Source organism: Mucilaginibacter sp. GW821-FHT07G05 (assembly GCF_059418565.1).
Genome location: NZ_JBWKQC010000004.1, coordinates 40891 through 66654, shown reverse-complemented (window position 1 = coordinate 66654; position 25764 = coordinate 40891). Strand labels below are relative to the sequence as shown.

The following is a 25764-nucleotide window of genomic DNA, read 5'->3' as shown; positions in this document are numbered from 1 at the left end:
ACTTTCAATTTCACTCGAAAAACTGAATGAGAACCTGTTTTATCGGCTCTTCGCAGGGATAATAATCAGCTTTCAAATTGTCATTAAAAAGTTGCCATATCATGTAATCGTCATCTAAAATAATAGATGACAAATTAGATGTTTAAACATGTATGTTTGTACTGTTATTTATAACTAAACAAACACGACTTAAAATGGCAAAGATTTTAAATATCATTTCAAGCCCTCGCGGCGAAGCATCAAACAGTATTAAACTGGGTAATGCTATTGTAGATAAATTGAGAGAGAAAGATCCGGCAGCGGTTGTACAGGTAAAAGATCTTACTAAAAATCCTTTCCCGCATCTGGAAGAAGCGCATCTTGCAGCGTTTTTCACTCCTGCCGAAAAACATACGGATGCTAACAAAGCAGCCATCAAACATTCAAACGAATCAATCCAGGAAATTATGGATGCCGATATCATAGTAATTGGCGCGCCAATGTACAACTTCGGTGTATCATCAACCCTGAAAGCATGGATAGACCATATTGCCCGTGCAGGTGTTACCTTTAAGTATACCGAAAACGGTCCGCAAGGTTTATTGACAGGCAAAAAAGTATACGTTGCAGTAACTACAGGAGGTGTATACAGCGAAGGCGCTTACAAAACTGCCGATTTCATTAGCCCGTACCTTAAATTTATGTTAGGCTTTTTGGGTATGACGGATGTTACCTTCGTTACCGCTGAAGGTTTTTCAGTAGCCGATTTTCAGGCTACCGCTTTAGATAAAGCTATTGACAGCATTGCTGTTTAAATATATTGTTTTCATGTTAAGAGGTGAGGGAATGGCTTAGGCTGTTCCCTTTTTTTGTTCGGTTTTTGTATAACAGCTACTCATTCAAAGGCGCTTGCATTTTAGTAGCTTGCGAAAAACAATCGCAAACATGAAGAGAACCTTATTTTTAAGCATAATGCTGGTTTTAAGCTTATGCATAGCCGCTTGTACAACAAAACCCGCTAAACCATCGGCAAATGATGTAATGAAGCAGGCTTACGCGCAGGCGACCAAAGAGAACAAAAACGTAATCATTGTTTTTCAGTCATCAACCCGCGAGTGGTGCAAAAAGTTCGAGGCATCAATCAATGATGAATCGGTTAAGAAACTGATTGATGATAATTATGTAGTGGTATACCTCGACCTGATGGAAGATCCCAACAAAAAAGAACTTGAAAACCCGGGTGCGATAGACATACTTACCAAATACCAGGGCGAAAAAGCAGGCCTGCCATTTTGGGTAGTTGCAGATGCCAAAGGCACTAAACTGGCCGATAGCCAAATCCGTTCTAAAGGTGCTTCTGTAAATAGTTACGGGCAAAATATCGGCTGTCCTGCCGCCGATAGCGAGGTGGCCTTTCTGCTGAATATCCTTCAATCAACCTCAAAGCTTTCTAAAGATCAGCTTACCTTAATTGGCAAACGCTTCGCGAAAAATAAGCAGGCCTAAGCCGTTGTACTATCAATAAACGGGTAAAATTTCAATACATGTAAAAGCCATAAATGCCGAATTACTACATTTGGAAAAACAAACATAATGATAGTACACCACGTTTTATTCTGGCTTAAAGCCGATACCACTGAAGATCAGAAACAAGCATTTCGTAAAGGGTTAGAATCGCTGCAAGCTATTGAAGTAGCTAAAGCGTTCCACGTAGGTACACCTGCCGCTATTGAGCGCGCGGTTGTTGATATTACTTACACATTCAGTCTTACCTTATTTTTTGAAGACCTTGCCGCACACGATGTTTACCAGGTACACCCATTGCACAAAGCATTTTTGGATGAGTTTCGCGTGTACTTTGAAAAGGTAGTTATTTACGATGCCGAATAAGCACATCGCAAGAAACAATAAAAGCGGGTTGATAATCTCAAATTATCAGCCCGCTTTTTATTTATAACAAATTACGATGATCAACTAATTGCCCAAATTGACTATTTTTAATGCGGGGCTCAATAACCTAAATACTTGAAAACACATCACCTCATCCTGCTTTTATTATTTGTATGCTGCCTGTCGTGGATAAAAACAGATGCTGCTACACCACATATTGATACAGCCCGTACTCGTCAAAAGGCAAAGGAGGCACTCGCTTTTTGTAAGCGCAAGGGCTATAATACCCGTTATTGTATTTTGATTGATATGAACCTGCCATCGGGCGTAAAGCGCTTTGTGGTATGGGATTTTCGTGCCGATAGGATCCACTTGTCGGGCATGGTAAGCCATGGCTGCGGGAGTAGTCCGTGGTCGGGGATATGGTCTAAAGACAGGCCGGAGTTCAGTAATCTGGATGGCAGCCATTGCACGGCCCTGGGTAAGTACCGGATAGACGGGCGGGCCTACAGTGCCTGGGGGATCCATGTAAAATATTTTTTAGCTGGTTTGGAAAACAGCAACAGCAATGCCCTTGGCCGGCAAATCGTTTTCCACTCCTGGGAGCAGGTGCCCGAGCAGGAAGTATATCCGGGTGGCACACCCGAAGGCTGGGGCTGGCCCGCAGTATCAAACAGTGTAATGAAGCTGACCGACGCTTTGCTGCGCAAGCAAAAGAAGCGCATGTTAATGTGGATCTATAACTGACCTATCTTTTTTTCCTATTGGATAGAATATATGCAGACTGCTGACACAGGGTTGTCACTACCCGCGCGACCTTTGCCCGCCTAATACACATCACAAATATGGAAACCACACAATTAGAAAAATTTAACATAATCGGGCTCGCTATTCGTACCACTAACCAGAACGGACAATCAGGCATCGACATCCCCAAATTATGGAGCCGTTTTATGAGAGAGAACATTATTGCCCGCGTACCGGGAAAGGTAGATAGCGCTATATACTGCATCTATACCGATTATGAGGGCGATTATACCAAGCCTTATACCACCTTATTAGGTTTTAAGGTAGATAACCTGGACAACATCCCACCGGGACTTACCGGTAAGGCATTTGACGTGGGTAAATACACCAATTTTAATGCGAAAGGAAAATTTGAAGACGGCGTGGTTTTCGCCATGTGGACCCGCATATGGGAATCGGACATTCCCCGAAACTACATAGCCGATTTTGAAGTTTACGGTGAAAATACTGCCGACGGCGAGGTGCAGGTTGATATTTTTATAGGGGTGGAGTAAAATTTCTCTCTCCGATTGTCGTTTATTGCCAACAGAACCGGCTCAATAGTCGCTTATTTGTCACACATTAATATAGTTTAAACATTATCGGTTTTACTTTGTTATAATCGTTGCTGATTATAAATGGATTATAATCAATTATTCAACAACTAAACAGATTATGAAAATTCACTTATCGTTACCCCTGATGCTGATTGTGGCAGTGGCAACATCAAGCTGCGTTAGTAGTAAAAAATACAATGAACTACAGGGCAATTACACGCAGTTGCAGGATAAAACCCGCGACCTTAACCTGAAATACCTGCTAAGCGAAAAATCGCTGGCAGCGGCCAATAGCAGGATAAGCAGTCTCGAAGAACAAATAGCTTCTGAAAAAGCCAATTCGGCCGGTTTGCAATCTGCCTTAAACAAATGTTTATCGGGTAATAACCAGGGCAGTATCAACATAGCCAAACTGGTTGACGAAATAAATGCATCCAACAAATACATTAAACAACTGGTTGATACCAAAAACAAAAGCGACTCGCTTAATATGGTGCTAACCAACAACCTTACCCGCTCGTTAAGTCGCGACGAGATGAAGGATGTTGACGTGCAGGTATTAAAAGGCGTGGTTTATATTTCGCTTGCCGATAACATGCTTTACAAATCGGGCAGTTATGAAATATCTGACAAGGCCGGTGCTACCTTATCAAAAATTGCCAAAATCATCAAAGACTATTCAGGTTATGATGTACTGATAGAGGGTAATACCGATAACGTGCCAATCAAACAAACCAATATCCGTAATAACTGGGATTTGAGTTCGTTAAGGGCTGCATCAGTAGTTAACGCGTTGCAAACCAATTATGCTGTTGATCCTAAACGTTTAACAGCAGGTGGCCGCGGCGAGTATAACCCAATTGCTGATAACAGCAGCGAAGCCGGTAAAGCTAAGAACCGCCGTACACAAATTATTATTACGCCTAAGCTTGATCAGTTTATGGACCTGATAGGTAAATCAACCGATCAATCGGCACAGCCTGCTCAACCAGCGCAGCCGGTTCAGCAAGATCAGCAAAAACAATAATTACAAGAACGTCATTCTATACAAAAAGCCGTTTTGCAGCCGCAAAACGGCTTTTTTTGTGCGATAATTTCGCCGAAGTACCGACAGCACCCCTCGTTCACCGATAATTAGCCCTCGCTTACCGTTTTGTTTTTCATGCCGAAGCCCGCTTGATATAGTTTTACATCATGAAAAACATGATAAGCACCGATATGGAACAGGATATAAAAGCTGTGCTAAAAATAAATAGCCGCATTTGCAAAGCCTTTGAAACCGTCGACTTTAGAGGCGCCGCTGCATATTTAACACCCGATTGCAATTACATCACCTTTAACGGCGATCATTTAAAAGGCCGCTATGCCTATGTTAAAACCCATGAGGAACTGATGAACAGTTTCTTTTTCAGGGGGGCAAGGCTTGAAGTACAGGTAACAGAAGCCCGTTTTTTAAATGACGATACCGCCGTTGTTATAGCTACCGGGGCCATTAAGCTACGCTGGCAAAAAGAAGCGCCCGCAAGTCGCCGGTCAATCACCACCTCAATATTTGTGCGTGAAGATGACGATCAATGGCGCCTGGCCTCGTTCCACAATTGCCGAATTAAAAAATTCAGTCCGTTTGCAAAATGGCTGATGAAGATATTTAAAAGTTAACCTCCTAACCCTGCATCACCATGAGCACAGCGGCCCTAAAGCCTAACTGTGCTATGTGCGTTTATACTATTCTTCCTGCAAAAGGATATCCATATCCTTCATCAACTGTTCGGTTTGCTCCTCTTTGGTGCCATCATAAGCGCCGCGTACTCTTTTCTGCTTATCTACCAATACCAAATAACCCTGGTGCACGTAGCCACCGGGCGCTTTAGCATCAGCACTTACACTTACAAGGTAGTCGCGTTGTGCCAGTCCGTAAATTTCTTCCTTGCTGCCATGCACAAACTGCCATTGCTGTCCGCTTATGCCTAATTTGGTGGCGTAAGCTTTTAGCACATGCGGCACATCGTACTTAAAATCGATACTGTGCGATAGCAGCATTACGTTTTTATTATCCTTATATTTTTCGTACACCTTTAACAGGTTACGGTGCATAATGGGGCAAATAGAAGGGCATGAGGTAAAAAAGAAATCGGCCACGTAAATTTTACCATCAAACAAATGATTATCTATCATGGTGCTATCCTGGTTTAAAAACCTGAAGGCCGGGATGGTTTTGTACACGGTATCGGTAACCGTTTTGCCATCTATTACTTTCTCTACAGCTTCGCGGCTGCCATAAATGGGCAGTTTGGCTTGCTTAGGTTTGCAGGCGGCAAAAATTGTTACCGCCATGCATAAACATATCAGTTGTTTCATCATCCTTACATTTTCATATCATGATGATGAGCCATACCCGTACCGGCAGTGGTATCGGCCTTAATATTATACTGCTTCAAATAACCGGCAGATGCAGCAATGGCTTTTTTGTACAGGCTGTCTACCTTTTTTACCTTCAGCATTTCCGCATCAAAATATTTGGCGGCTTCGGCGTTGCTTTTACCTTGCACATCGGCATTAAAGGCATGCATCCAATTGTTCATTTCATCGTCGGCAGCATCAAGGTCTTTTACCAGCACTGTTATTTGTTGTTTTATGGCGATGGTATCTGTAGCGGGATGTGCTTTTTTCAAAGCCAACAAACCGGTTTGAGCCAAAGTATCCAGCTTCATTTTGTTATTCATGGCCCGTTCGCCGTCTATCATGATCTTATCGTGCAGGTCGAGCACCTTTTGGCGACTTTCCTTGTAATCGGGTTCGTTGGTACAGGCTTGTAATAGCGCTGCGGCTAAAATTAGAGTGGCTATTATATGGTTTTTAAATAGTTTCATGGTTGTTTGTTAATATTAGAAATAGAATAATGATGGAGCATCCCCCGGTTAATTTCACTCATCCGGCTTTGGCTGCGCCCGACCACCTTCTCTGCTGCGCAAAGAAGGGTTTTCTTATTTTCACCCTCTTTGCGCCCGCGCAGAGAGGGTCGACCAGCGTAGCGTAGTCGGGGTGAGTTGCCTATGCAAGCTGCCTTAACTTAAAGGACACGGGATGACGCATGCAAAAATGCAAGTGCAAACATCCGCATATCATCGACAATAAATATTTGAAGAAATCAGCCTACCTGTGGCGGATGGAATATGCCCGATGCCCTGTTAACCGGGCTTTTGATGGGGCTTTGCGGATATGTTATTTTATAAACAGGCGTTTTGAAGCTAATGCTCAGCTTACGTGTGGTAAGCGCTTCCTGATAACGGTTCTTTTGATCTTCGCGTTCCTGCTTTTTCTCTTTTTCTTCGGCTTGTTTAAGCTTTTTGGCAAGGTAGCACCGGCCGTTACAATGCAACTCGGGGCGGGCCTTATTTATACACAGGTTATTGATAATGTATTGCTTATTTACCTCGTAACCCGCACAAACAAAAAAACGCGAAAAGTTTGAACCGATCAGCGTAAAAATGAGGCATATGGTAAGTAAGCGTTGCAGCATTAGTGCGGCAAAGGTATATAGTTTTTAATTTAATACCGCATAGCTATGTAATTTGCGGAATACCCTAAAAAAGAAATCTTAACGTGATCTTTCTACAGCCACGCTTTTGTGCGACGGGGTTGTTGCATGTGAGCGGTTGCATTGGCCCAGCGCCACGTAAATAATAATAAAGATAACAATTGTTGAAAAGCAGCCGCCACCCAGTTTTTTAGCGCCCCAGGCAGCTATAATTCCTCTGAAAAAGTTATTCATAATAAAACGTTTGTTATACAACCCCAAGTAAGGGATATAGTTTTGAGAAGCAGGTGAGGTTATACCAATTTATTAGGAGTGATTTGCCGATAATTTACTATTTTTAACTGTCTGCAATGGCAATCAACCTAATAACCTTTCTTATGAAAAAACACATCCTGATATTCAGTTTTTTACTCATCCTTTTTACGGTACATGTAAATGCCCAAACCGGTTACCAAATCAACGGAACTGTAAACGGGATTCAGACGGGCAAAATAAAAATGTTGTCGTTTGATAAAACAACCGTTGTCGACAGTGCAAAGCTTGTAAACGGCAAATTTACTATGAAAGGAAAGATTAGCCTGCCTGAAAGGCGCGTGTTTATCATTACACCCGGAAATTGGTCATTTCAGGCATTTGTAGAAAATGCCAATATCACTTATAATATAGATACTACCGGAGCACAACATCAATATGCGGGCAAAGAGCATCATGCTTTAATATGGGAGATAAAAGAAAGCGGTTCAAAAACGAGTGATATCTACAATCAGTTTAAAAGGGAAACCAATCAGGATAAATACTTTCCAATATTAATGGCCTTATACCAGGAAATGCGAAGCAACAATACTCCGCATACCAAGGAAAAAATTGATTCGGTAGGGCAGATATTAGTAGCCGGGCAAAGAAAGTGGATCAAAAACTATATTCATCAGTATCCTTCATCAGTGCCGGGTGTTTATGTGTATTCTGAATTTTATCGCCTTTTTACCGAACTCAATCGCACGCCACCGTCTGATTTGCAATTTATGCTCGATCAATTTTCCGGCGCGGCAAAAGAATCTGTTTATTACAAAGTTTTAACATCACAAGTAGCCACTCAGAAAAACAGAGAAGTAAATGCAACCGCGCCCGAATTTACTTTACTTCAAAGGGATAAAAGCAAATTCAGTCTTTCAGCAACAAGAGGCAATTTTACACTGATTGATTTTTGGGCCAGCTGGTGTGTACCATGCCGGGAAGCTATACCTAATTGGAAAAAACTATACACAAAATACCATGCGAAAGGCTTTAATATTGTGAGTGTATCTGGTGATAGACTTACAAATGATTGGGAAAAAGCGCTTGATAAGGAGCAAATGCCCTGGATACAGGTAATAGACGAGCGCCCTTCAGGCACTCCGGGAAAAGTAAGCACTTTATATAATGTTGACTATATCCCATTTTACATATTGCTTGATAAAACCGGAAAGGTATTGCTTGCCACGGGAAACGAAGATATGGTGGAAAAAAAGCTTGATGAGGTGATGCAATGATGGTTTGCTAAATTAACTACACCCAACGCAAAACAATAAAAAACACAAACTGCGCGATCAATAAGGCTAAACCAATAAGTCCTTGTTTTTTAAAGCGGAACAGCTCAAATACAGCCAACATCAGCGCGCTTACTAAAAACCAGCAGATATAATTTTTGAGCGGAATATTGGCCGATTGCCAGTGCCAGTAATCAAATCGGATAGCTACGGGTTCAATCAAATAATCCAGCAACACCAATACAACCGCGCCAAGGGCAATACGAATTACAGGTTGTTTGATGCCCGAATGTTGCAATGCAGTGCCGGCAGCAAAAACCAGCAAGAACCAGTTTACGCCTATCATCAGCGGGATATTAAACAATTTTGTGCCCAGCGTTTTACCGTAGGCGTAACTGCCAAACAGCAGGCCGGTATGTACGCCTATCCATTCCGCAGTAAAACCGGCTATGAAAATGAGCAGGGCGAATAACAAAAACTTCCCGCTAAAACTCTCATGACTGTAGAGCAGCACAACCAGCATCAACAGCAAATGAAAGGGCACCAGCTGCAAAAACAAGGGTACCAAAGCAGGCATGGCAAAGCCGATCAAGCCCACAAAGTGGAACAATGCCACTATGATGATCAATATCTTGTTGCTTACCAGGCGTTGCCCGTTCATATCCGCCTGCCTTTCCATACGGTGGTTTTGGTAAGGTATTTCTGAATGGAGGTAAATGCGATGACGGCAAGGTTAAGCATCTGCACAGGGTGCAACAATACATTCATTAAGGCATTTTGCCCGGCCAGCAGCGAGATCATAATGCGGGTAAGTACAATGAGGCCTATCATCATAAACATTAGCTGAAAATTTAAGGCCATAATAACAATAAGCGGACCGCCCACCAAAAGCGTTATGTACAGCAAAAAGCCCGGTATACTATAGTTGAAAGCTGCCAAAAAATTCTTCCCGAAACCATTGATCGCCTCTTGCCTGCTTTTATACATGCGGCAACTGACCATCCCGTTGGCTAACAAAGCTTCGCCATTATATTTCTGTGCTTTTACACAACGCATTATCTCCACATCTTCCACTACCTTGTTACGCACTGTTTTGTGCCATTCGTGCCTGCGGTAAACTTCGGCATCAAACAACATAAACTGCCCGCTGGCTGCCGCTACAGATGGTGTTTTTAACAAATACACCAGGCGCAAAGGCAGCAGGTTTAACAAAATGTAATGCATCAGCGGCACTACCGCTTTTTCGCCGGGGTTAAGCATGGTTTGGTTGGTGAACAGGCTTAACAATGCCAGCTTGTTTAGTTTCATGCGGTGCAGCGCGCTGTTGATGAGCTGCCGGTTAACCTGTTCGTCGGCATCTAAAAATAAAAAGTATTCGCCACGGGCCTGTTTGGCCAATTGATGGCAGGCGAAGTTTTTGCCCAGCCAATCGTCGCTTAATTTTTTGCCTTTTATTACCCTGAACCGGGAGTTGTTTGCCGCGAAATCGCTGCATACCCGGTATGTATCATCGGTAGAGTTATCGTCGAGGATGAGCACTTCGTAATTCGGATAATCTTGCCCGGCGATGGATTGAAGGAGCGTTAAAATATTGCCCTGCTCGTTACGCGCGGGTATGAGTATTGATACCAGCGCGTTGTATTGGTGCGCTATATGCGGGAGTTTTGGGTTCGACAGGAAATTGAACAGGGTTACAGCAAAGCGCAAAATGACAAAAAAAAGCGTTACGTATATGGCTATGATCACGTTATAAAACTATTTGTGTTTGCTGCTGCCGTGCCGCATCGTAATGCTGCCGGTAGGCCTGCTGTAAATTACCGATAGTTGCAAATTGGCTATCGCTGTTACTAATGTAAACGTTTGCTGTTGGTTTTTTATGTTGCAGGTGCTCTATAAAAGTTGCGGCAAATACTAGGCTGAAGTTTTTACCAGCCCGCTGCATAATACGGAACACCCCTTTCTCAAAAATAATATTATCCAAAAAGTTAGAGTACAGTTTACCCTGCGGAAATATGAGCACCAAATTTTGCGGATCGTTCAGTAAACCGGCGGCATAATCCAGCGAAGCCACTATATCCTTTGAGTTTTTGGATACCGAAAAGCCGCCCATATATTTAAAGAAGGATACCTTGCGCGAGGTTTCTTCCAGTATCATTACATGGAAACGTTTTTTGAACAGCCGGGTATTAATGTAATACATAACAAAGCCATCCCACCAGCTAAAATGATTGGCTATCAGCAGTACGGCCTTATCATTGGCCACCTCAACCGTATTATAATTTACGGCAGCAAAGCTTTTAACCACCAGCCTGTTAATATAGCGGTGGAAAAACCAGTGGATGAGGGAGTTGTTCTTTGCGGGTATCATGCAGTGCCGGTTGGTGAGGCCATAAGGGCAATATTAACAATTACAGGCTAAAGCGATAAATAATCGCCGGTATTTATTTGCAGGATGCCAACTTTAGCTTAACTTTATAAAAAAGGATTGCAGCGTAATGAAAGTAACCTATAGTAAATTTATGGCCTGTGCGTTAGCGGTAGCAGAAATAGGCTTACTGGCAGCATACAGTTATAGTTATCGGAAAGACCTTACCGCGCATACCTGGACACCATACGTAGCCGGTTTTATAATGGCGGGCATATTGTTAACCATCATTTACCGTAACGTAGTGCCTGCTTTTAAAAATGCGGTAGCATTAGAGATGAATGAACATCAGTTGATCAATAATACCGATAACCGCACTTTAGATTGGACTGAAATTAAGAAGATCCATTTGTTTGACTCGGGCGTGATCTCTATTGAATTGCACGATGCTGAAGCTTTAAGACCAGTTACCATGCTGGGTTATTTACCGTATAGCTTGTCAAAACTAATGTACCATAGCCCTCTGGTGATTGGTACACGCATGTTAAACAACAAGGCCACCGTAATACACGAAACCATGCTACAATACTGGAACGCAGCCAACCTGCACCGTAACGTCATTTGCCCCCGTTAGTTAAACCGTTATTAGTTTTAATATTTTTTCGGTAGCGCCCTTTTGCTCATCTACATACCGGCTTGCGGTAGCGCTGCTTTGTTCATAAAACGCGGCATCGCCTGTAAGCTTTTTCGCAGTAGCTATTAATTCTGTTTCGTTACTGATGCTGAACCCGCCTTTCAGGGCTATCAAATCGCAGGCCTCTTTAAAATTTTGATAATTAGTACCGAATATTACCGGCAGGCCAAAAGCCGCGGCTTCCAGCGTGTTGTGTATCCCCGCGCCAAAGCCCCCACCAATGTAAGCAATGCGCCCGTACTGATAGAGCGACGACAGCATCCCGATATTGTCGATAATAAGAATGGCGTGTTGCTGGTTGTAGGCCTCCACCTGTTTTACCAGTTCCGAATGCCTGATGGCCGCGCCTTGTGGCAGTACGCTCAATAAACGGCTTATCTTTTCTTCGCCAATTTCATGCGGGGCTATTACAAATTTCCAGTCGGGGTAGGCGGCTACCAGTCCGGCCAGTAACTTTTCATCCTCGGGCCAGGTGCTACCGCAAACAAAGGCCTTTTTACCGTTAATAAAGTTTTTGATCACCGGCAGGTCGCGTGGAGTTTGGGCGTTGGCCCACACCCTGTCGAACCGGGTATCGCCGCTTACGGTAGTATTGGTTATGTTGATGCCTTGCAATAATTGTGTTGAGCGTTCATCCTGCAAAAAAAAGTGGCTCACAAAAGTTAACATCTTACGGTGCAACCCGCCATACCATTTAAAAAATACCTGCTTCGGCCTGAATATGCCCGATACAATATACAATGGAATGTTCCGCTGATGCAGCGCTTTAAAATAATGATACCAGTATTCGTACTTGGTGAATACTGCCAGTGTAGGTTGAATAGTCTCAATAAAATTACGGGCGTTGGAGGGGGTATCTAAGGGCAAATAATAAACGGCATCGGCAAGAGGCGTATTCTTTCTTATTTCGTAGCCTGAGGGTGAAAAGAACGTGACTACTATTTTACGGCCCGGGTGCTGCTCGCGCATCTTCTCCAGCACAGGGCGGCCCTGCTCAAATTCGCCCAGCGAAGCGAAGTGAAACCATATACTATCCTGGCAACGTATAACGGTTTGGTTCTTGCGGCCTGTTATCCATAGCTTTGCTTTTTTATTGAAAAACGAAGCGATATAAACAGCGAGATAATATAACCTGACCCCTAAATTATATAGTAACATCATTTAATAAACGAATTATTATATTCGTAGGGGATAAAAGTAAGAACATTAATTTTATAAAACATCTGCGAAAATAATAGCTGTTAAACGGTGGGCTTTACAGGGATACGAGAGGGTGATATTAACAGGTATTAGTGTATAACATCTAAAATAAAAATACCAATATGTCAAGAAAGCGTATACTGATCACCGGGGCCGCGGGCTTCTTAGGGTCGCACCTGTGCGACAGGTTTATCAAAGAAGATTACCATGTAATTGGTATGGACAACCTGATAACAGGCGACCTGCGTAACATAGAACACCTGTTTAAACTGGAGAATTTCGAGTTTTATAACCACGATGTATCCAGCTTTGTACACGTTCCCGGCGATCTGCACTATATCCTGCATTTCGCATCACCGGCCAGCCCGATAGATTACCTGAAGATCCCGATCCAGACTTTGAAGGTAGGTTCATTAGGTACACACAACCTGCTTGGTTTAGCCAAAGTAAAAGGCGCGAGAATGCTGATCGCTTCTACCTCAGAAGTATATGGTGACCCGAACATTAACCCGCAACCCGAAGAATACTGGGGTAACGTAAATCCTGTTGGTCCGCGTGGTGTATATGATGAAGCCAAACGTTTCCAGGAAGCTATCACCATGGCTTACCACACCTTCCATGGTTTAGAAACCCGCATCATCCGGATCTTCAACACTTACGGCCCAAGGATGCGGTTGAATGACGGCCGGGTATTGCCTGCATTCATCGGTCAGGCTTTAAGGGGCGAATCGCTGACTATGTTTGGTGACGGTTCACAAACCCGTTCATTTTGTTATGTAGATGATTTGGTTGAAGGTATTTACCGCTTATTATTCAGCGATTATGCACAGCCGGTGAACATTGGTAACCCCGATGAGATAACGATAAGACAATTTGGAGAAGAAATTATAAAATTGACCGGTACTGACCAAAAATTAGTAAGTTTGCCGCTCCCGGTTGATGATCCAAAACAGCGCCGTCCGGATATTACCAAAGCAAAAGCCATACTGGGCTGGGAGCCGAAGGTGTCGCGTAGCGAAGGTTTAAAGATCACATTGGATTATTTTAAATCCTTACCCGAGAAAGAAATACGACACAAGGATTTCACTTACTATAATAAATAATTTAATGGCAAAAATATTAGTAACCGGCGGCTTAGGTTTCATAGGCTCGCACACGGTGGTTGAACTGGTAAACTCGGGCTATGAACCCGTAATTGTTGACGACCTTTCAAACTCTAACCCTAAAATTTTAGATCAGCTAACCAAGATCATCGGTTACAAACCGGTTTTTCACCAGGTTGACCTTTGCGACGAGAAAGCCGTAGCAAACCTGGTAGCTACCGAAAACGACATTGCCGGCATTATCCACTTCGCGGCTTTTAAAGCTGTGGGCGAATCGGTTAAACTGCCATTAAAATACTACCGCAACAACTTTTACTCGCTTATTAACCTGCTTAACGGTTATTATGGCAAACCTTTAAACTTCGTATTTTCTTCAAGCTGCACCGTATACGGTCAGCCGGAAATATTGCCTGTTACTGAAGATGCTCCGGTACAACCGGCACAATCACCTTACGGCAACACCAAACAGGTAGCCGAAGAAATACTGACCGACATGGTAGCTTCAGGTACCGATTACAAAGTGATCTCCCTGCGTTACTTTAACCCGGTTGGCGCGCACGAAAGCGCCCTGATAGGCGAATTGCCAATTGGCGTACCGCAAAACCTGGTGCCTTTCATCACGCAAACAGCTATAGGCAAACGCGAAAAACTGACCGTTTTCGGTGATAAATATGATACCCCTGACGGCAGCTGCGTACGCGATTACATTCACGTGGTTGATTTGGCCAAAGCGCACGTATCGGCACTTAAGCTGATGGAGCAGGAAAGCTTTAAAGGTTACGATGTGTTTAACCTGGGCACAGGCACAGGCAGTACCGTTTTACAGGTGATCGCTGCTTTTGAGCAGGCTACCGGTGTAAAACTGAACTACGAAATTGGTTCGCCGCGCGAAGGCGATGTGGAGAAAGTTTGGGGCAACGTTACCAAATCAACCGAAAAGTTGGGCTGGAAAACCGAGCTTGAACTGGATGCCATGATGTCATCGGCATGGGCATGGGAAAAATACATTTCTCAAAATCCGCTATAAAAACTATTAGCCGGTAATATTGGTTATATTACCGGCTAATAAATAATATAAGGCGCCTACAAAATTGCCGCGCGCCATACCACTATGTTTGATTTTTTCAGGAAACCGAAGGTTGCCGCGTTTAATTATGAAACGGTGGCGGTTGATATGCACTCGCATGTTTTGCCGGGTATTGATGATGGTGCCCCAACCCCTGAAGATTCGATAATACTGATTCGTAAGATGATGAGTCTCGGTATCAGCAAAATAATCGCTACGCCGCACATCATGGCCGATTATTACCGCAACACGCCCGAAACCATCAATAACGCTTTACAGCTACTAAAGGCGGCCCTTGTAAAAGAGCAGATCAACATCCCCATATCTGCCGCTGCCGAACATTACTTCGACGAGAATTTTGAACAAGCCATAAATGAAGGCCGCGCAATGACAATGGGCGACAAATACGTGCTGTTCGAACTGTCGTTTTTAAGTATGCCCGGTAATATTTTAGAAATGATCCGCCGCATGCGCGAAGTAGGGTACAGGCCAATACTGGCTCACCCCGAACGTTACCTGTACATGAGCGTTGATCAGCTCAAGCGCATCCACGACGAAGGCTGCGACCTGCAACTCAACACCATATCGCTCACCGGATACTTCGGTAAAGCCTCAAAAAAAATAGCCGAAGAATTGATAGACCGCCAAATGGTTGATTTTATATCCAGCGACATGCACCACCCGCGCCACGCCGCCGCCTTTGAAGAAGCGCTACGCATGCCGTATCTTGAAAAGGTATTGTTCGATTATCCGCTGAAGAATAAGTTGTTGCTGTAAGCGAGGCTTAGTGACATCCATTCACCCTGTCATCTTGAACGTAGTGAAAGATCTTCTTCGTTATGCTTGGTTGCTTTTTTCAACCGCTGAGGTAGCTGAGTTTTTAACCGCTGAGCACGCAGAGATTTTCACGGCGGAACAAGAGAGCCCTCGCAATTGACACGTTTTTTAAGTATAGATGAGAGAGTAAACTTGCGAAGTTTTAAAAACTTCGCAAGTATGAAAATAGTTTTATTGCATGAGTACAAGCCTTGACAACTTTTTAAAAGTTGTCAAACCTTTAGAAGTCTACCTGTTACTTATTCGCCAGCAAATAAGCTTTAAAATCAGCGAAATCAGTTGATAGTTCAACAGCCTGTTTGGCTTTGCCTTCCAGTTCTTTTACTACTTCAGGCACTACAATTTTTGCGGCGACTTTGGCAGGAATTACATCCGGGAATTTACATGGATGGGCGGTTGAAAGAAATACGCCTGCGGCGTCATTTTCCGGGTTACGGATCTGCCAGTCTTTCAGGGCCTGCCATGCGATAGCGGTATGCGGGCAAACCACGTATTGGTAATCGTCATATACCTGCTCAATAGCGGTTACCGTTTCGGCATCATCGTAGCTGTAACCTATGATCAGTTTTTTGAGTGCTTCGGTATCTTCTTTAAACAAGTCGGCAATACGTACCCAGTTGCTTGGGTTGCCCACATCCATGGCGTTTGATATGGTTTGTACAGATGGCTTTGGCTCATACACACCCGTTTTCAGGAAAGCCGGAACAGTATCGTTAGCATTGGTAGCGGCGATGAACTGCTCTATAGGCAAGCCCATTTTCCAGGCCAGTAAGCCCGCTCCGATATTACCAAAGTTGCCGCTTGGCACAGCGAATACCACCTTGCTTTTGCCCTGCCTTAATAATTGCGAGTAGGCGTTAAAGTAATAAAACGTTTGCGGAACCAACCGTGCTATGTTGATGGAGTTAGCCGATGTAAGGCGGAACTCCGCGTTCAGTTCTGCATCGGTAAAGGCCTGTTTCACCAGGGCCTGGCAATCGTCAAAGGTGCCTTGTACTTCCAGCGCGCGGATGTTTTGGCCGTTGGTGGTTAGTTGCTGCTCTTGTATGCCACTCACCTTGCCTTTAGGGTACAGGATAGTCACCCTTGTGTTGGGCACACCTAAAAAGCCCAGCGCCACAGCACCGCCGGTATCGCCCGATGTGGCAACCAGTACGTCGAGCTGCTTTTCGCCTGCCTCCAAAAAGTAACTCATAATACGGCTCATGAACCTCGCGCCAAAATCCTTAAATGCCAGCGATGGCCCGTGGAATAATTCGAGCACGTAAACATCTTCTTCCAGCTCCACTACAGGCGCATCAAAGTTGATGGCGTCTTCTATCAAAGCTTTCAGGTCGGCTTCCGGAACGGCATCGCCCAGCAGGTTCTTAGCTACACGAAAAGCGATCTCGGGCAGGGTGTATTTATCCAGGTTGCTGATAAATTCCGGATCGAGCTGCGGAATGTTTACCGGCATATACAAGCCTTTATCCTGCGGCATGCTGTTAAAAACCGCTTCTTTAAATGATACGCTGGCTGCGGTGTTATTGGTGCTGTATAATTTCATTTTATTTCGGATTTCGAATGTTAAATTTCGAATTTGGTTTATTGTTGTATTGTCAAGTGTCGGCACAGCGACGGGATTGCTTCGTCCCTCGCAATGACAAGGTTTTTATTTCGGATTTCGAATGTTCAATTTCGAATTTAACATAACGAGAATGCCTTTTTACTTTTTGAATTTTAACTTTTAATTTATAAGTGGGTCATCCTGAGCTTGTCGAAGGATCGTGAGCAGATGCCTTCACCCACCCTTCGACAAGCCATCTCTCCTTCAAGGTTCCACAGCTTTCAGCTTTTACCTTTCGGCTTTCACCTTTTCCCTCTTAAAGAACTCTCGGTCCTGCATCGTTAATAGTAGATACATAAGTATTCGATCCTATTTTGATGCCGGTTAGGTGCTGTTGTAACTTCTGGGTGATGAGTGTGGCGGTAGCTTCATCTTTGGTGAAGGCGAACACTGATGGGCCCGACCCGGATATGCCGAAGCTTACCGCGCCGTTTTCCATAGCTATTTCGCGCATTTTGTAAAAGTCGGGGATAAGCATGGAGCGTACCGGCTCTACCAATACATCCTGCATACTACGCCCGATCAGGTCGATATCCTGCATGAACAAACCGCTTACCAATCCGGCGATGTTACCCCATTGCGTAACCGCGTCGCGCATTAATATTTTGGTGCGGATGATCTGCCTGGCCTCGCGGGTTGGCACATCTACATCGGGGAATACAATGGCGCAGTATAAACCGGCAGGGTGCGGCAAACGCACTACATCTAAAGGCTCATAACTACGAATCAGCACAAAGCCGCCCAATAAGGCAGGCGCTACGTTATCGGCATGACCATGTCCGCAGGCCATTTCTTCACCTTTCATGGCGAACGGAAGCAGGTTGATCGGGTCGCGGTCGTCACCTAATAAAGTTTTGATGGCGTATAAACCAGCCACGGTACTTGCCGAGCTTGAACCTAATCCACTGCCTATCGGCATTTTTTTGTGTAGCTCGATATCCAACCCAATATCAGCACGGCCGATACTGTTGAGGTAATGCTGTACGCTTACGCTTACCGTATTTTTGGCCGGGTCTAATGGCAGACGACCGTCATCGCCCGTAATTTTGCTGATGGTAATGCCCGGTGTTCCGGTAACACGCATTACCACTTCGTCGCCGGGTTCGTTTACCGCGAAACCCAGCACATCAAACCCGCACACCACGTTGGCCACAGTGGCCGGCGCAAAAACCTTCACCTCTGTACCTACAGCAACACTGGTACCGTTAAAGGCAGCAGCATCGCTTTGTTTTATTTCTTGTATATCGTTGCTCATAATAATATCTCTTTTAGCTTTAACACATGCGTGCTTTGCGTCATCATTAACACACCCCTGCCCCTCTCAAGAGGGGAATCCGGCGCACTACTGGCCTTTTTCTTGTCTCCTGAATCTTAACTCTGCCACTCTCTTAATTAGCCCCCACATTTATCAAATCAGCAAACACACCTGCTGCTGTTACTTCGGCACCTGCACCCGGACCTTTAACCACCAGCGGACGCTCCTTGTATCTGTCAGTAGTAAACGAAATAATGTTATCACTGCCCGACAGCATGTAGAACGGATGGTTTTCATCAACCATTTGCAGTTTTATAGATGCTTTGCCGTTCTCCAGCATACCTATATAACGCAATACCTTTTTACCGGCTTCGGCTTGCTCTTTCAGGTTGGTGAAGTAGGCATCTTCGCTTTTTAGGGCGGCATAAAAATCTTCAACCGTGGTAGCATCAAGGCAGGCTTGAGGCAGTATGCTTTCTATGTTCACATCAGGGGCTTCGAAAGCGTGGCCCGCATCGCGTGCCAGTATCAATATCTTGCGCATAAAGTCGGTACCACGTAAATCATCACGTGGGTCGGGTTCGGTATAGCCTTTCTCCTGTGCCAGCTTTACCACATCGTGGAAATTGGCATCCCCCTTAAAGTGATTAAAGATGAACGATATAGTGCCCGACAAGATGGCTTCGATACGCTGCACGCGGTCGCCGCTGTTCATTAGGTCCTTAAGGGTACGGATGATTGGCAGGCCTGCACCAACATTGGTTTCGTAAAAGAAATCGACACCGTGCTGCCTCGCGGTATCCCTGAAAGTTTTGTACTGATTAAAGCTGCCCGAATTACCTATTTTATTACAGGTAACCACAGATATGGTTGATTTAAATACTTCTTCGTAAAAAGCGATAGGCGTAGGACTGGCTGTATTATCGATGAATACGCAGTTAGGCAGGTTCATGCTTTTCATCCTGTCGATAAATCCGCGCAGGTCGGCTTGTTCACCGTTGTTTTGCAGGGTTTCTTCCCAATCATCCAGCGATATGCCATCGGCACTAAACACCATTTGGCGGGTATTGCTTATACCGGCAATTTTAACCTGTATGCCGTTCTCCTTACGTAAAAATTCGGCGTGGGCATTTAGTTGTTTAAATAATGTTTTGCCGATGTTGCCTGTACCCAGGCAAAACGCGTGCAGAGTTTTATACAGATCAACAAAGAAAGCATCGTGCACCGCGTTAAGCGCTTTGGCCAAATCATACTCGCTGATGATCACCGAAATATTATACTCTGACGAACCCTGCGCAATTGCCCTTACGTTAACCCCGTTACGGCCCAACGCATGGAACAACTTGCCGGATACACCCGGGGTTTGTTTCATGTTTTCGCCTACTACAGCCAGTATGGCCAAATTTTGCTCTATCACTACCTGGTCTAATTTATTAGCCAGCAGTTCCAGTTCAAATTCCTGCTCTATTAATAGCTTGGCTTTGTTGGCATCATCGGGGTTTACCGCGAAGGTGATGCTATGCTCCGATGATGATTGGGTGATGAGGATAACGTTGATCTGCTCACGGGCCAGTAAGGAGAACAAACGGCCGCTAAAGCCCGATTTGCCCACCATGCCACTGCCTTGCAGGTTAAGTATGCTGATGTTGTTGATAGACGAGATGCCTTTGATAGCCAGCTTTGATGGTTTGCAATCGTGTTTGATCACGGTACCGGCAAACTCCGGCTCGAAGGTGTTTTTGATAACGATAGGGATCTTTTTCAGAAAGGCCGGGATCATGGTTGGCGGATAGATCACCTTAGCGCCAAAATATGACAGCTCCATCGCCTCGGTATAGGTAAGCTCATCCAGCGGGAAGGCTTTTTTTACCATGCGCGGGTCGGCGGTCATCATGCCGTTAACGTCTGTCCATATCTGTATTTCCTGCGCGTTTAATGCCGCGCCGAATATAGCCGCTGTATAATCGCTGCCGCCACGGCCAAGGGTAGTGATTTGCCCGGCATCGTTACTGGCTATAAAACCGGTAACAAAAAGTACTTTATCGGTATTGGCCTGCTGCAAATCGCGTATCAGCATTTCGGTAAGGCCGGTGTTCACTTTGGCGTTGCCAAAGGTATTGTCGGTTTTTATAACATCGGCGGCATCTACAAAAAAGGCGTTGGCAAAATGCTGCGCGGCAATTTTGCTGATCATGAGGGTTGAGCAGCGCTCGCCGTAGCTTAGTATCAGGTCGCGGGTTTTTAGGGTAAGCTCACGTAGAGTAAGCACCCCTTGCAGCAGCTCTTCCAGTTGGTTAAAATGAATTTTTAAGCGGGTGAAGGCCGGGTTTTGGTTTTGTATGTCCAGCAGGCTTTTTACGGCATCAAAGTGGCGTTTTTCCAGTTCGGCCAGTTGGGCGGTAAACTCGTTGCCTTTGGCAGCCTCTTCGGCCATATTGATCAGCAGGTTGGTAACCCCGCTCATGGCCGATAATACTACCACCGGCTTTTCGCCCTTATCAACCTCATTTTTTACAATGCTCAATAAGGTTTTTATACTGTTAACAGAGCCTACGGAAGTACCGCCAAATTTTAAAACTTTCATCTTCAGGTTAAATTAAAAAAAAAGCGCCTTCCTCTTTTCGGAGGAAGGCGCTCATTTGGTTCTTTGTATTTTTTACACCATACGCTTATCTTCCTCCGCGGGTTATCCCGGTGGTAATAATGCTAATAATAATGGTGGTGCAGTTAAACATTGTTGTTATATGTCTGTTTTTCAGACGTCGCAAATAAAGCGGTTAATTTTTGAATTAGCAAGGGTAATTGTTATTTATTTTTTAGCGGCTGTTATCTTTCATACCTTTACCGCTTCAAAATGCAGGGACTAATAACAAAATCAACCGGAAGCTGGTACCAGGTGCAAACGCCCAACGGGGAACGCTACGATTGCCGGATAAAAGGAAAATTCAGGATAAAAGGCATCACTACCACTAATCCATTAGCGGTAGGCGATGTGGTTGATTTTGAGATGGAGCCCGACCAGGATACCGCCGTTATTACCAACCTGCAACAGCGCAAAAACTATATCATCCGTAAATCCATCAACCTGTCAAAACAAGCGCAGATTATCGCCGCCAATCTCGATCAGGCCTTGCTGGTAGTTACTTTGGCTTCGCCGCGTACCTCGCTGGGTTTTATCGACCGTTTTTTGGTTACTGCCGAAGCTTATGATATTCCGGCACGGCTTATCTTTAATAAGCTTGACTTGTTTAGCGACGAAGGCCTGGAAATTTTGCAGGAATACAAAGCCGTTTACGAAAACATAGGCTACCCTTGCTTTGAGGTTTCGGCATTGGAGGGTACCAATATTGACGAAGTGCAGGCTTTGCTTAAAGATAAAGTGACCTTGTTTTCGGGGCATTCGGGCGTAGGTAAATCAAGCCTGATCAACCGCCTGCTGCCCGACTTGGAACTGCGTACCAACCAAATCTCCGACTGGAGTGATAAGGGCATGCACACCACCACCTTTGCCGAAATGTTTGAGCTGCCGCAAGGCGGATTTATTATCGATACGCCCGGCATCCGCGAACTGGGGGTTATCGACATTGAGAAACAGGAGCTTGGTCACTTCTTCCCCGAAATGCGCTCACGCATGCACGATTGCCGCTTTAACAACTGCCGCCACATCAACGAGCCCGGCTGCGCCGTGCTCGAAGCCCTGGAAAACGGCGAAATTGAACTATCGCGCTACGAAAGCTACCTCAGCATTTACAACGGTAACGATACGAGAGCGTGATTAGATACAGGAGTTGAGAATCAGGAGACAAGAGGCCTCCCTGTTATTTACTTGTTCTTAAAAAATCCCTCAGATAGCTGCACTCATTTACCGCGTGTTTATAGTAAGCGGTTTTTGCATAATTTGCTTTAAGCTCGGTGAAGTAGGGGTTATGGCGAACGTTATAGTCGTACCGTGCGGATATGCGGTCCCGTATTTTACTATCGAGTGAATAATCGTAATCGGGAAATACAATTTGCTTTTGCTGACATTTGGCGGCCATGAAAGTACACTTTGCTTTAAACTCAGCATCTTTACTTAACTGCCGTGCTTTCAAATAGTATTTTTCGGCATTGGCAGATTGCACGTAGTCATCATCATAATAATACATTTTCTTTCGGCCGTAATCGCTGCCTGCCCAGTTATAGCTAATAAAATACCACACCGTGCCATGGGTAGCAGTATTGTATAAGCCGGTAGCATATTTATAGTAGTTTGCCGCATTGCCGGGATTTTGCTTCATTTTCTGTTGCAGGCTATTCATCGCCTGTGCAAATTCCAACTTGTTGTAAGGATGCGACCCGGCGACAAGCCTGAGCTTCGGGAAATCGGCCATGTTACTTATAAATGGATCTGCGCCCAAATTGTCGCCAAACCAAATATCAGTTAATGCTGTATCCAGCCTTTTTTTACTTACCCTTTTCAGATTGATTACAGCATTATCGTATTTGTGTTCGCGTAAATAGGTAGTCCCCAATAATTCATATAACTCCTCATCACTATGGCTCTTAATGTTTTCTGTTAACAAATCTAAATAAGCATTTTGTGGTGGGTTCTTCTTCCAGCTAATCAACTGTGCTACAGATGATGAATGCAGATAGTTTTGTACAAAGCTGAACGTTTGCCCGGGCCATGCGAGTTGCTCATTCATAGGGGCATCACCCTTTATCATTGCGGCAGCAGCTTTACTTATAAAGCCCCGTTTTAAATATGCTGGTGCAAGTATGGTTTGATAAAAATTGCGGGCCGTTGAGGCAAATGGCCTGTGGGCATAATAACTCCAACTGTAAATATTGTCTGATGTATGCGTAGCAACCTGCTCCGATTTAACCCTGCTATCAAGCCATTTTAGTGACGGCAAAAGTGAGTTTTCGCTCAAGCTATCATACTGCTGAATCCCTTGCGCCTGGAGTAGCAGGTTTACTATCTGTTTTTGGTCGTTAAGTTTTGCGCTCAATTTTGTGCCCTGCAAGCGGTTGATGTATTGCATGCCGGCACGTGTATCTTTCTGTATCCAGGCCAGGTAAGCCGAAGCGATAGCACCCATACCGTATTCCGGATTTTTCTTTTCGCTCCATAACTGATCACAAAACTTTGTTAACGTTTTAATATACTGCAATGCGTTGCTGCTAACCGAATCGTTCCATTTGTATGAAAATACAGGACTTTGTATTGGCCCATTGGTTTTTTCAATAACCTTTGTGAGGTAAGCCTCTTCAATTTTGTTGATCTCGCGGGAGATTAAAGTATTGATAACCGGCGAGGCGGCATCGCAGCCGTAAACTTCTTTAAGCGGCTGTATATTAAAGCCGGGCGTATGAAAACCCTCCATTGCATAAAGGGTACTGCGCTCTTTATCGTTTTGGGCTAAAGCACGTACCTGCGCTGTTTTAGCCCCGGTGTAATAATAATCGCGATAGGCCATTACTCGCTTTTCGGGGAATTGTTCAAATACTTTCGAAAACAAGTAGGCTGCTTTAACGCTATCGCCAAGGGCGTTCTCAATACCGGCCTGCAAAGCAAGCGACCGCCCTTTTACGTGGTCGGTTGATTTAATTTTATAAATGTACTTGTTGTATATATCGGCCGCTTCATTAAACTTACCTGCATACCTGAACAGCCGTTGCGCCTGGTAAAAGTACCGAAGCTTTAAAAAATCATCGCTTTCGGCAGATGCTGCCTTAAATGCTTTTTCGGCCTCGGTTACCATTGCCGCGGTATCCCTCGGTTGTGGATTCCATTGACTTTCTACCGTGGCAAGCGGTTCAACGCCCTTGGCAAACTTAAAATAGTTGAACGCGTTTTTGTGTTTTGGTTGTGATAGCGCGGTTACAAAAGAATTGATGATCAAGCTATCAGGCATTTTGCCTTTACCCCCAAAAAAGCTATCATACAAAACGGTATCTGATCGGCCATCAAGCTCGTACATTACTTTCTTTACATCTTTTGCTTTTGTGTTGCTGCCCAAATATGCGGCCCATGCGCCTGCATTTATATCGGCTTCGCTTTCCGGTTCATTGTCATCATACAGGTAGGCTAATCCTGTAAAATAAAAGGGTTGATATTCGTTGGTTTTCCCCAGATCATTATGAAAGAACGACACATAATAATCATACGGATCGGCCTCGGGGCCGCAGGCGAAATTGATTACCGGCCCTGCAACAAAAAAGGTGATAAAACTAATGCAAAAGATGGCTGATATTTTCCAGCGTTTCATAGGTATAGGGTTTGATGGTAGCGTCGTTTAAATGAAAGTAAATCAAATTGAGGGTATCCTGTTTTAGCAATGGCGATAAATATTTGGCAGCAGCCTGTAAATCGCTCGCCGAACTGGTTTCCCACCGTATTTCGTCACCTTTTTGCAGCCCGTATTGCGGTAATTCTGTTACTGCTTTGTACAGGTTATCCCCTATAAATATAAACTGATTTTTGTTTAACAGATCGGCATATTTTATTCTTTTTGAGAGGCCTGTATACTGTTTGTCGCGAAAGGCCACAGCCCAGCTGAACAATGGCAAACCAAGGTCAATCGGCATAGGGTAATCAGCTATGTTGTCGCCTACGTATTTTTTCAGTTCGGCAATTTCAAGTATAGAATTTTGGTCGCCATATTTACGCAGGTTGCCCATATTGTAACACATCAGCATAGCCCTATTAACCGGCGGAATTCCGCTTTTTTGCCGGTTTTTAAGCTGATGTAAACGTAACGTTGCCGATAGTTTTTTGTGCCTGAACCCTGGTTGTACCGCTATTTGTTTCAGCAGGTAAAAGTAGTTGTCGCGGGTAGTGGCTGTCCAATCGCAATCAATTTGCAGTTCGTTGTAAGTGCCTCTGCCTGCTTGCTGTAATTTGCCGTTTACAAACAATACTATCTTTTTAGCCAGATCATCCAGCCCGGATTTCTGAGCGTCTCTCAATACGTTGTTAACAATAAATACTACGGGTATTATTTGTATGCTGTCGGCAGGTTTATCCTGAAACAAAATAGGCGATACCGGTACAGGATTTACTCCGCTATCATCCATATCTACATCCATTATGCGCATATATAATTTATGCACATGCAGGTTTTTCAGGTACGCGTTTTCGGTAGGGTTGTTTTTATAAATGGTTTTCCAGTAGTAAAAAGAAGTATTCACTACCCGGTCGTGTTTACAGGCCGAAAACAGGAGGGCACAAAGCAACAGGCAGCGAAATTTCATCTGTTCAAAAATAGGAAGTAGAAGCAAGAATTTAGATACAAGAAGCAATATGTTCTGTAAACTTCCTGAATCTTGTTTCTTTATTCTTGCCTCTCACTAAATACCTATCTTGCATTTTTATTCTAT

Annotated in this window: 26 protein-coding genes; 13 read left to right on the top strand and 13 right to left on the bottom strand. The window is 44.3% G+C overall.

The genetic code is table 11. The features are described 5' to 3' along the window. The first annotated feature begins 194 nt into the window (after positions 1 to 194). The 7 genes from AC07NA_RS11565 (at position 195) to AC07NA_RS11535 (ending at position 4871) form a co-directional block, all read left to right on the top strand. On the top strand, positions 195 to 794 hold the full coding sequence (locus tag AC07NA_RS11565; protein WP_494897724.1) for an FMN-dependent NADH-azoreductase: 600 nt from the start codon (positions 195 to 197) through the stop codon (positions 792 to 794). Between the two features lie 130 nt (positions 795 to 924). Beyond that, positions 925 to 1485: a thioredoxin family protein gene (locus tag AC07NA_RS11560; RefSeq protein ID WP_494897723.1), complete on the top strand. Its 561-nt coding sequence runs from the start codon at positions 925 to 927 to the stop codon at positions 1483 to 1485. An 87-nt stretch (positions 1486 to 1572) separates the two neighbouring features. After that, on the top strand, positions 1573 to 1869 hold the full coding sequence (locus AC07NA_RS11555; RefSeq protein ID WP_494897722.1) for a Dabb family protein: 297 nt from the start codon (positions 1573 to 1575) through the stop codon (positions 1867 to 1869). A 135-nt stretch (positions 1870 to 2004) separates the two neighbouring features. Further along, positions 2005 to 2616, top strand: coding sequence for a murein L,D-transpeptidase catalytic domain-containing protein (locus tag AC07NA_RS11550; RefSeq protein ID WP_494897721.1), 612 nt, complete (start codon positions 2005 to 2007; stop codon positions 2614 to 2616). A 98-nt stretch (positions 2617 to 2714) separates the two neighbouring features. After that, positions 2715 to 3170 carry a GyrI-like domain-containing protein gene (locus AC07NA_RS11545; protein WP_494897720.1) on the top strand — a complete coding sequence of 152 codons (456 nt, stop codon included), beginning with the start codon at positions 2715 to 2717 and terminating at the stop codon, positions 3168 to 3170. Between the two features lie 160 nt (positions 3171 to 3330). Further along, positions 3331 to 4239, top strand: coding sequence for an OmpA/MotB family protein (locus AC07NA_RS11540; protein WP_345213470.1), 909 nt, complete (start codon positions 3331 to 3333; stop codon positions 4237 to 4239). A gap of 167 nt (positions 4240 to 4406) precedes the next feature. Next, the gene (locus tag AC07NA_RS11535; protein ID WP_494897719.1) at positions 4407 to 4871 is read left to right on the top strand and encodes an SgcJ/EcaC family oxidoreductase; all 465 of its coding nucleotides are present in this window, start codon (positions 4407 to 4409) and stop codon (positions 4869 to 4871) included. Positions 4872 to 4937: 66 nt separating this feature from the next. Here AC07NA_RS11535 and AC07NA_RS11530 read toward each other — a convergent pair whose 3' ends face one another. From AC07NA_RS11530 to AC07NA_RS11515, 4 genes are all read right to left on the bottom strand, one after another. Then, positions 4938 to 5546: an SCO family protein gene (locus AC07NA_RS11530; protein WP_494897718.1), complete on the bottom strand. Its 609-nt coding sequence runs from the start codon at positions 5544 to 5546 to the stop codon at positions 4938 to 4940. Positions 5547 to 5575: 29 nt separating this feature from the next. Continuing rightward, entirely contained in the window at positions 5576 to 6082 is a 507-nt protein-coding gene (locus tag AC07NA_RS11525) for a hypothetical protein (RefSeq protein ID WP_494897717.1), read from the bottom strand. A 278-nt stretch (positions 6083 to 6360) separates the two neighbouring features. Then, positions 6361 to 6732 (bottom strand): hypothetical protein, encoded by a 372-nt coding sequence (locus AC07NA_RS11520; RefSeq protein ID WP_494897716.1) that lies wholly within the window; start codon positions 6730 to 6732, stop codon positions 6361 to 6363. A 78-nt stretch (positions 6733 to 6810) separates the two neighbouring features. After that, positions 6811 to 6984: a hypothetical protein gene (locus tag AC07NA_RS11515; RefSeq protein WP_494897715.1), complete on the bottom strand. Its 174-nt coding sequence runs from the start codon at positions 6982 to 6984 to the stop codon at positions 6811 to 6813. Between the two features lie 143 nt (positions 6985 to 7127). Here AC07NA_RS11515 and AC07NA_RS11510 point away from each other — a divergent pair, with 143 nt between their 5' ends. After that, the gene (locus AC07NA_RS11510) at positions 7128 to 8279 is read left to right on the top strand and encodes a redoxin family protein (RefSeq protein WP_494897714.1); all 1152 of its coding nucleotides are present in this window, start codon (positions 7128 to 7130) and stop codon (positions 8277 to 8279) included. 16 nt (positions 8280 to 8295) lie between these two features. On the opposite strand, the gene AC07NA_RS11505 is transcribed toward AC07NA_RS11510, so the two are convergent. The 3 genes from AC07NA_RS11505 to AC07NA_RS11495 are packed head-to-tail and all read right to left on the bottom strand — an operon-like array spanning position 8296 to position 10644. Beyond that, positions 8296 to 8955, bottom strand: coding sequence for a carotenoid biosynthesis protein (locus tag AC07NA_RS11505; RefSeq protein ID WP_494897713.1), 660 nt, complete (start codon positions 8953 to 8955; stop codon positions 8296 to 8298). After that, the gene (locus AC07NA_RS11500; RefSeq protein WP_494897712.1) at positions 8934 to 10022 is read right to left on the bottom strand and encodes a glycosyltransferase family 2 protein; all 1089 of its coding nucleotides are present in this window, start codon (positions 10020 to 10022) and stop codon (positions 8934 to 8936) included. Before AC07NA_RS11500 ends, AC07NA_RS11505 begins: the two co-directional genes overlap by 22 nt. Position 10023: 1 nt before the next feature. Next, positions 10024 to 10644 carry a lysophospholipid acyltransferase family protein gene (locus tag AC07NA_RS11495; RefSeq protein ID WP_494897711.1) on the bottom strand — a complete coding sequence of 207 codons (621 nt, stop codon included), beginning with the start codon at positions 10642 to 10644 and terminating at the stop codon, positions 10024 to 10026. Positions 10645 to 10771: 127 nt separating this feature from the next. On the opposite strand from AC07NA_RS11495, the gene AC07NA_RS11490 reads away from it, so the two are divergent. Next, positions 10772 to 11275 carry a hypothetical protein gene (locus AC07NA_RS11490; protein WP_494897710.1) on the top strand — a complete coding sequence of 168 codons (504 nt, stop codon included), beginning with the start codon at positions 10772 to 10774 and terminating at the stop codon, positions 11273 to 11275. Here AC07NA_RS11490 and AC07NA_RS11485 read toward each other — a convergent pair whose 3' ends face one another. Beyond that, the gene (locus tag AC07NA_RS11485; protein ID WP_494897709.1) at positions 11276 to 12496 is read right to left on the bottom strand and encodes a 3-deoxy-D-manno-octulosonic acid transferase; all 1221 of its coding nucleotides are present in this window, start codon (positions 12494 to 12496) and stop codon (positions 11276 to 11278) included. Between the two features lie 161 nt (positions 12497 to 12657). Between AC07NA_RS11485 and AC07NA_RS11480 the strand changes: the two genes are divergently transcribed. The 3 genes from AC07NA_RS11480 (at position 12658) to AC07NA_RS11470 (ending at position 15481) form a co-directional block, all read left to right on the top strand. Beyond that, positions 12658 to 13638 (top strand): UDP-glucuronic acid decarboxylase family protein, encoded by a 981-nt coding sequence (locus tag AC07NA_RS11480; RefSeq protein WP_494897708.1) that lies wholly within the window; start codon positions 12658 to 12660, stop codon positions 13636 to 13638. A 4-nt stretch (positions 13639 to 13642) separates the two neighbouring features. Then, positions 13643 to 14665: a UDP-glucose 4-epimerase GalE gene (gene galE / locus AC07NA_RS11475; protein WP_494897707.1), complete on the top strand. Its 1023-nt coding sequence runs from the start codon at positions 13643 to 13645 to the stop codon at positions 14663 to 14665. An 84-nt stretch (positions 14666 to 14749) separates the two neighbouring features. After that, entirely contained in the window at positions 14750 to 15481 is a 732-nt protein-coding gene (locus AC07NA_RS11470) for a tyrosine-protein phosphatase (RefSeq protein WP_494897706.1), read from the top strand. Between the two features lie 295 nt (positions 15482 to 15776). Here AC07NA_RS11470 and thrC read toward each other — a convergent pair whose 3' ends face one another. The 3 genes from thrC to thrA form a co-directional block, all read right to left on the bottom strand. Further along, positions 15777 to 17087 (bottom strand): threonine synthase, encoded by a 1311-nt coding sequence (gene thrC, locus AC07NA_RS11465; RefSeq protein ID WP_494897704.1) that lies wholly within the window; start codon positions 17085 to 17087, stop codon positions 15777 to 15779. A gap of 316 nt (positions 17088 to 17403) precedes the next feature. Further along, positions 17404 to 18402 (bottom strand): homoserine kinase, encoded by a 999-nt coding sequence (locus tag AC07NA_RS11460; protein ID WP_494897703.1) that lies wholly within the window; start codon positions 18400 to 18402, stop codon positions 17404 to 17406. A 133-nt stretch (positions 18403 to 18535) separates the two neighbouring features. Continuing rightward, entirely contained in the window at positions 18536 to 20986 is a 2451-nt protein-coding gene (gene thrA / locus AC07NA_RS11455) for a bifunctional aspartate kinase/homoserine dehydrogenase I (RefSeq protein ID WP_494897702.1), read from the bottom strand. A 270-nt stretch (positions 20987 to 21256) separates the two neighbouring features. Between thrA and rsgA the strand changes: the two genes are divergently transcribed. Then, positions 21257 to 22177: a ribosome small subunit-dependent GTPase A gene (gene rsgA, locus AC07NA_RS11450; protein WP_494897701.1), complete on the top strand. Its 921-nt coding sequence runs from the start codon at positions 21257 to 21259 to the stop codon at positions 22175 to 22177. A gap of 43 nt (positions 22178 to 22220) precedes the next feature. Here rsgA and AC07NA_RS11445 read toward each other — a convergent pair whose 3' ends face one another. Further along, positions 22221 to 24653 (bottom strand): hypothetical protein, encoded by a 2433-nt coding sequence (locus AC07NA_RS11445; RefSeq protein ID WP_494897699.1) that lies wholly within the window; start codon positions 24651 to 24653, stop codon positions 22221 to 22223. Next, entirely contained in the window at positions 24616 to 25638 is a 1023-nt protein-coding gene (locus tag AC07NA_RS11440) for a hypothetical protein (RefSeq protein WP_494897698.1), read from the bottom strand. The genes AC07NA_RS11445 and AC07NA_RS11440 overlap by 38 nt, the downstream gene beginning before the upstream one ends. Positions 25639 to 25764: the final 126 nt, after the last annotated feature.

Bases quoted from the DNA above. Each gene is read 5' to 3' on its own strand.
- AC07NA_RS11565 (WP_494897724.1), top strand. From the start codon at position 195: ATGGCAAAGATTTTAAATATCATTTCAAGCCCTCGCGGCGAAGCATCA.
- AC07NA_RS11560 (WP_494897723.1), top strand. From the start codon at position 925: ATGAAGAGAACCTTATTTTTAAGCATAATGCTGGTTTTAAGCTTATGC.
- AC07NA_RS11555 (WP_494897722.1), top strand. From the start codon at position 1,573: ATGATAGTACACCACGTTTTATTCTGGCTTAAAGCCGATACCACTGAA.
- AC07NA_RS11545 (WP_494897720.1), top strand. From the start codon at position 2,715: ATGGAAACCACACAATTAGAAAAATTTAACATAATCGGGCTCGCTATT.
- AC07NA_RS11540 (WP_345213470.1), top strand. From the start codon at position 3,331: ATGAAAATTCACTTATCGTTACCCCTGATGCTGATTGTGGCAGTGGCA.
- AC07NA_RS11535 (WP_494897719.1), top strand. From the start codon at position 4,407: ATGAAAAACATGATAAGCACCGATATGGAACAGGATATAAAAGCTGTG.
- AC07NA_RS11530 (WP_494897718.1), bottom strand. From the start codon at position 5,546: ATGGCGGTAACAATTTTTGCCGCCTGCAAACCTAAGCAAGCCAAACTG.
- AC07NA_RS11525 (WP_494897717.1), bottom strand. From the start codon at position 6,082: ATGAAACTATTTAAAAACCATATAATAGCCACTCTAATTTTAGCCGCA.
- AC07NA_RS11520 (WP_494897716.1), bottom strand. From the start codon at position 6,732: ATGCTGCAACGCTTACTTACCATATGCCTCATTTTTACGCTGATCGGT.
- AC07NA_RS11515 (WP_494897715.1), bottom strand. From the start codon at position 6,984: ATGAATAACTTTTTCAGAGGAATTATAGCTGCCTGGGGCGCTAAAAAA.
- AC07NA_RS11510 (WP_494897714.1), top strand. From the start codon at position 7,128: ATGAAAAAACACATCCTGATATTCAGTTTTTTACTCATCCTTTTTACG.
- AC07NA_RS11505 (WP_494897713.1), bottom strand. From the start codon at position 8,955: ATGGAAAGGCAGGCGGATATGAACGGGCAACGCCTGGTAAGCAACAAG.
- AC07NA_RS11495 (WP_494897711.1), bottom strand. From the start codon at position 10,644: ATGATACCCGCAAAGAACAACTCCCTCATCCACTGGTTTTTCCACCGC.
- AC07NA_RS11490 (WP_494897710.1), top strand. From the start codon at position 10,772: ATGAAAGTAACCTATAGTAAATTTATGGCCTGTGCGTTAGCGGTAGCA.
- AC07NA_RS11485 (WP_494897709.1), bottom strand. From the start codon at position 12,496: ATGATGTTACTATATAATTTAGGGGTCAGGTTATATTATCTCGCTGTT.
- AC07NA_RS11480 (WP_494897708.1), top strand. From the start codon at position 12,658: ATGTCAAGAAAGCGTATACTGATCACCGGGGCCGCGGGCTTCTTAGGG.
- galE (WP_494897707.1), top strand. From the start codon at position 13,643: ATGGCAAAAATATTAGTAACCGGCGGCTTAGGTTTCATAGGCTCGCAC.
- AC07NA_RS11470 (WP_494897706.1), top strand. From the start codon at position 14,750: ATGTTTGATTTTTTCAGGAAACCGAAGGTTGCCGCGTTTAATTATGAA.
- thrC (WP_494897704.1), bottom strand. From the start codon at position 17,087: ATGAAATTATACAGCACCAATAACACCGCAGCCAGCGTATCATTTAAA.
- AC07NA_RS11460 (WP_494897703.1), bottom strand. From the start codon at position 18,402: ATGAGCAACGATATACAAGAAATAAAACAAAGCGATGCTGCTGCCTTT.
- thrA (WP_494897702.1), bottom strand. From the start codon at position 20,986: ATGAAAGTTTTAAAATTTGGCGGTACTTCCGTAGGCTCTGTTAACAGT.
- rsgA (WP_494897701.1), top strand. From the start codon at position 21,257: ATGCAGGGACTAATAACAAAATCAACCGGAAGCTGGTACCAGGTGCAA.
- AC07NA_RS11445 (WP_494897699.1), bottom strand. From the start codon at position 24,653: ATGAAACGCTGGAAAATATCAGCCATCTTTTGCATTAGTTTTATCACC.
- AC07NA_RS11440 (WP_494897698.1), bottom strand. From the start codon at position 25,638: ATGAAATTTCGCTGCCTGTTGCTTTGTGCCCTCCTGTTTTCGGCCTGT.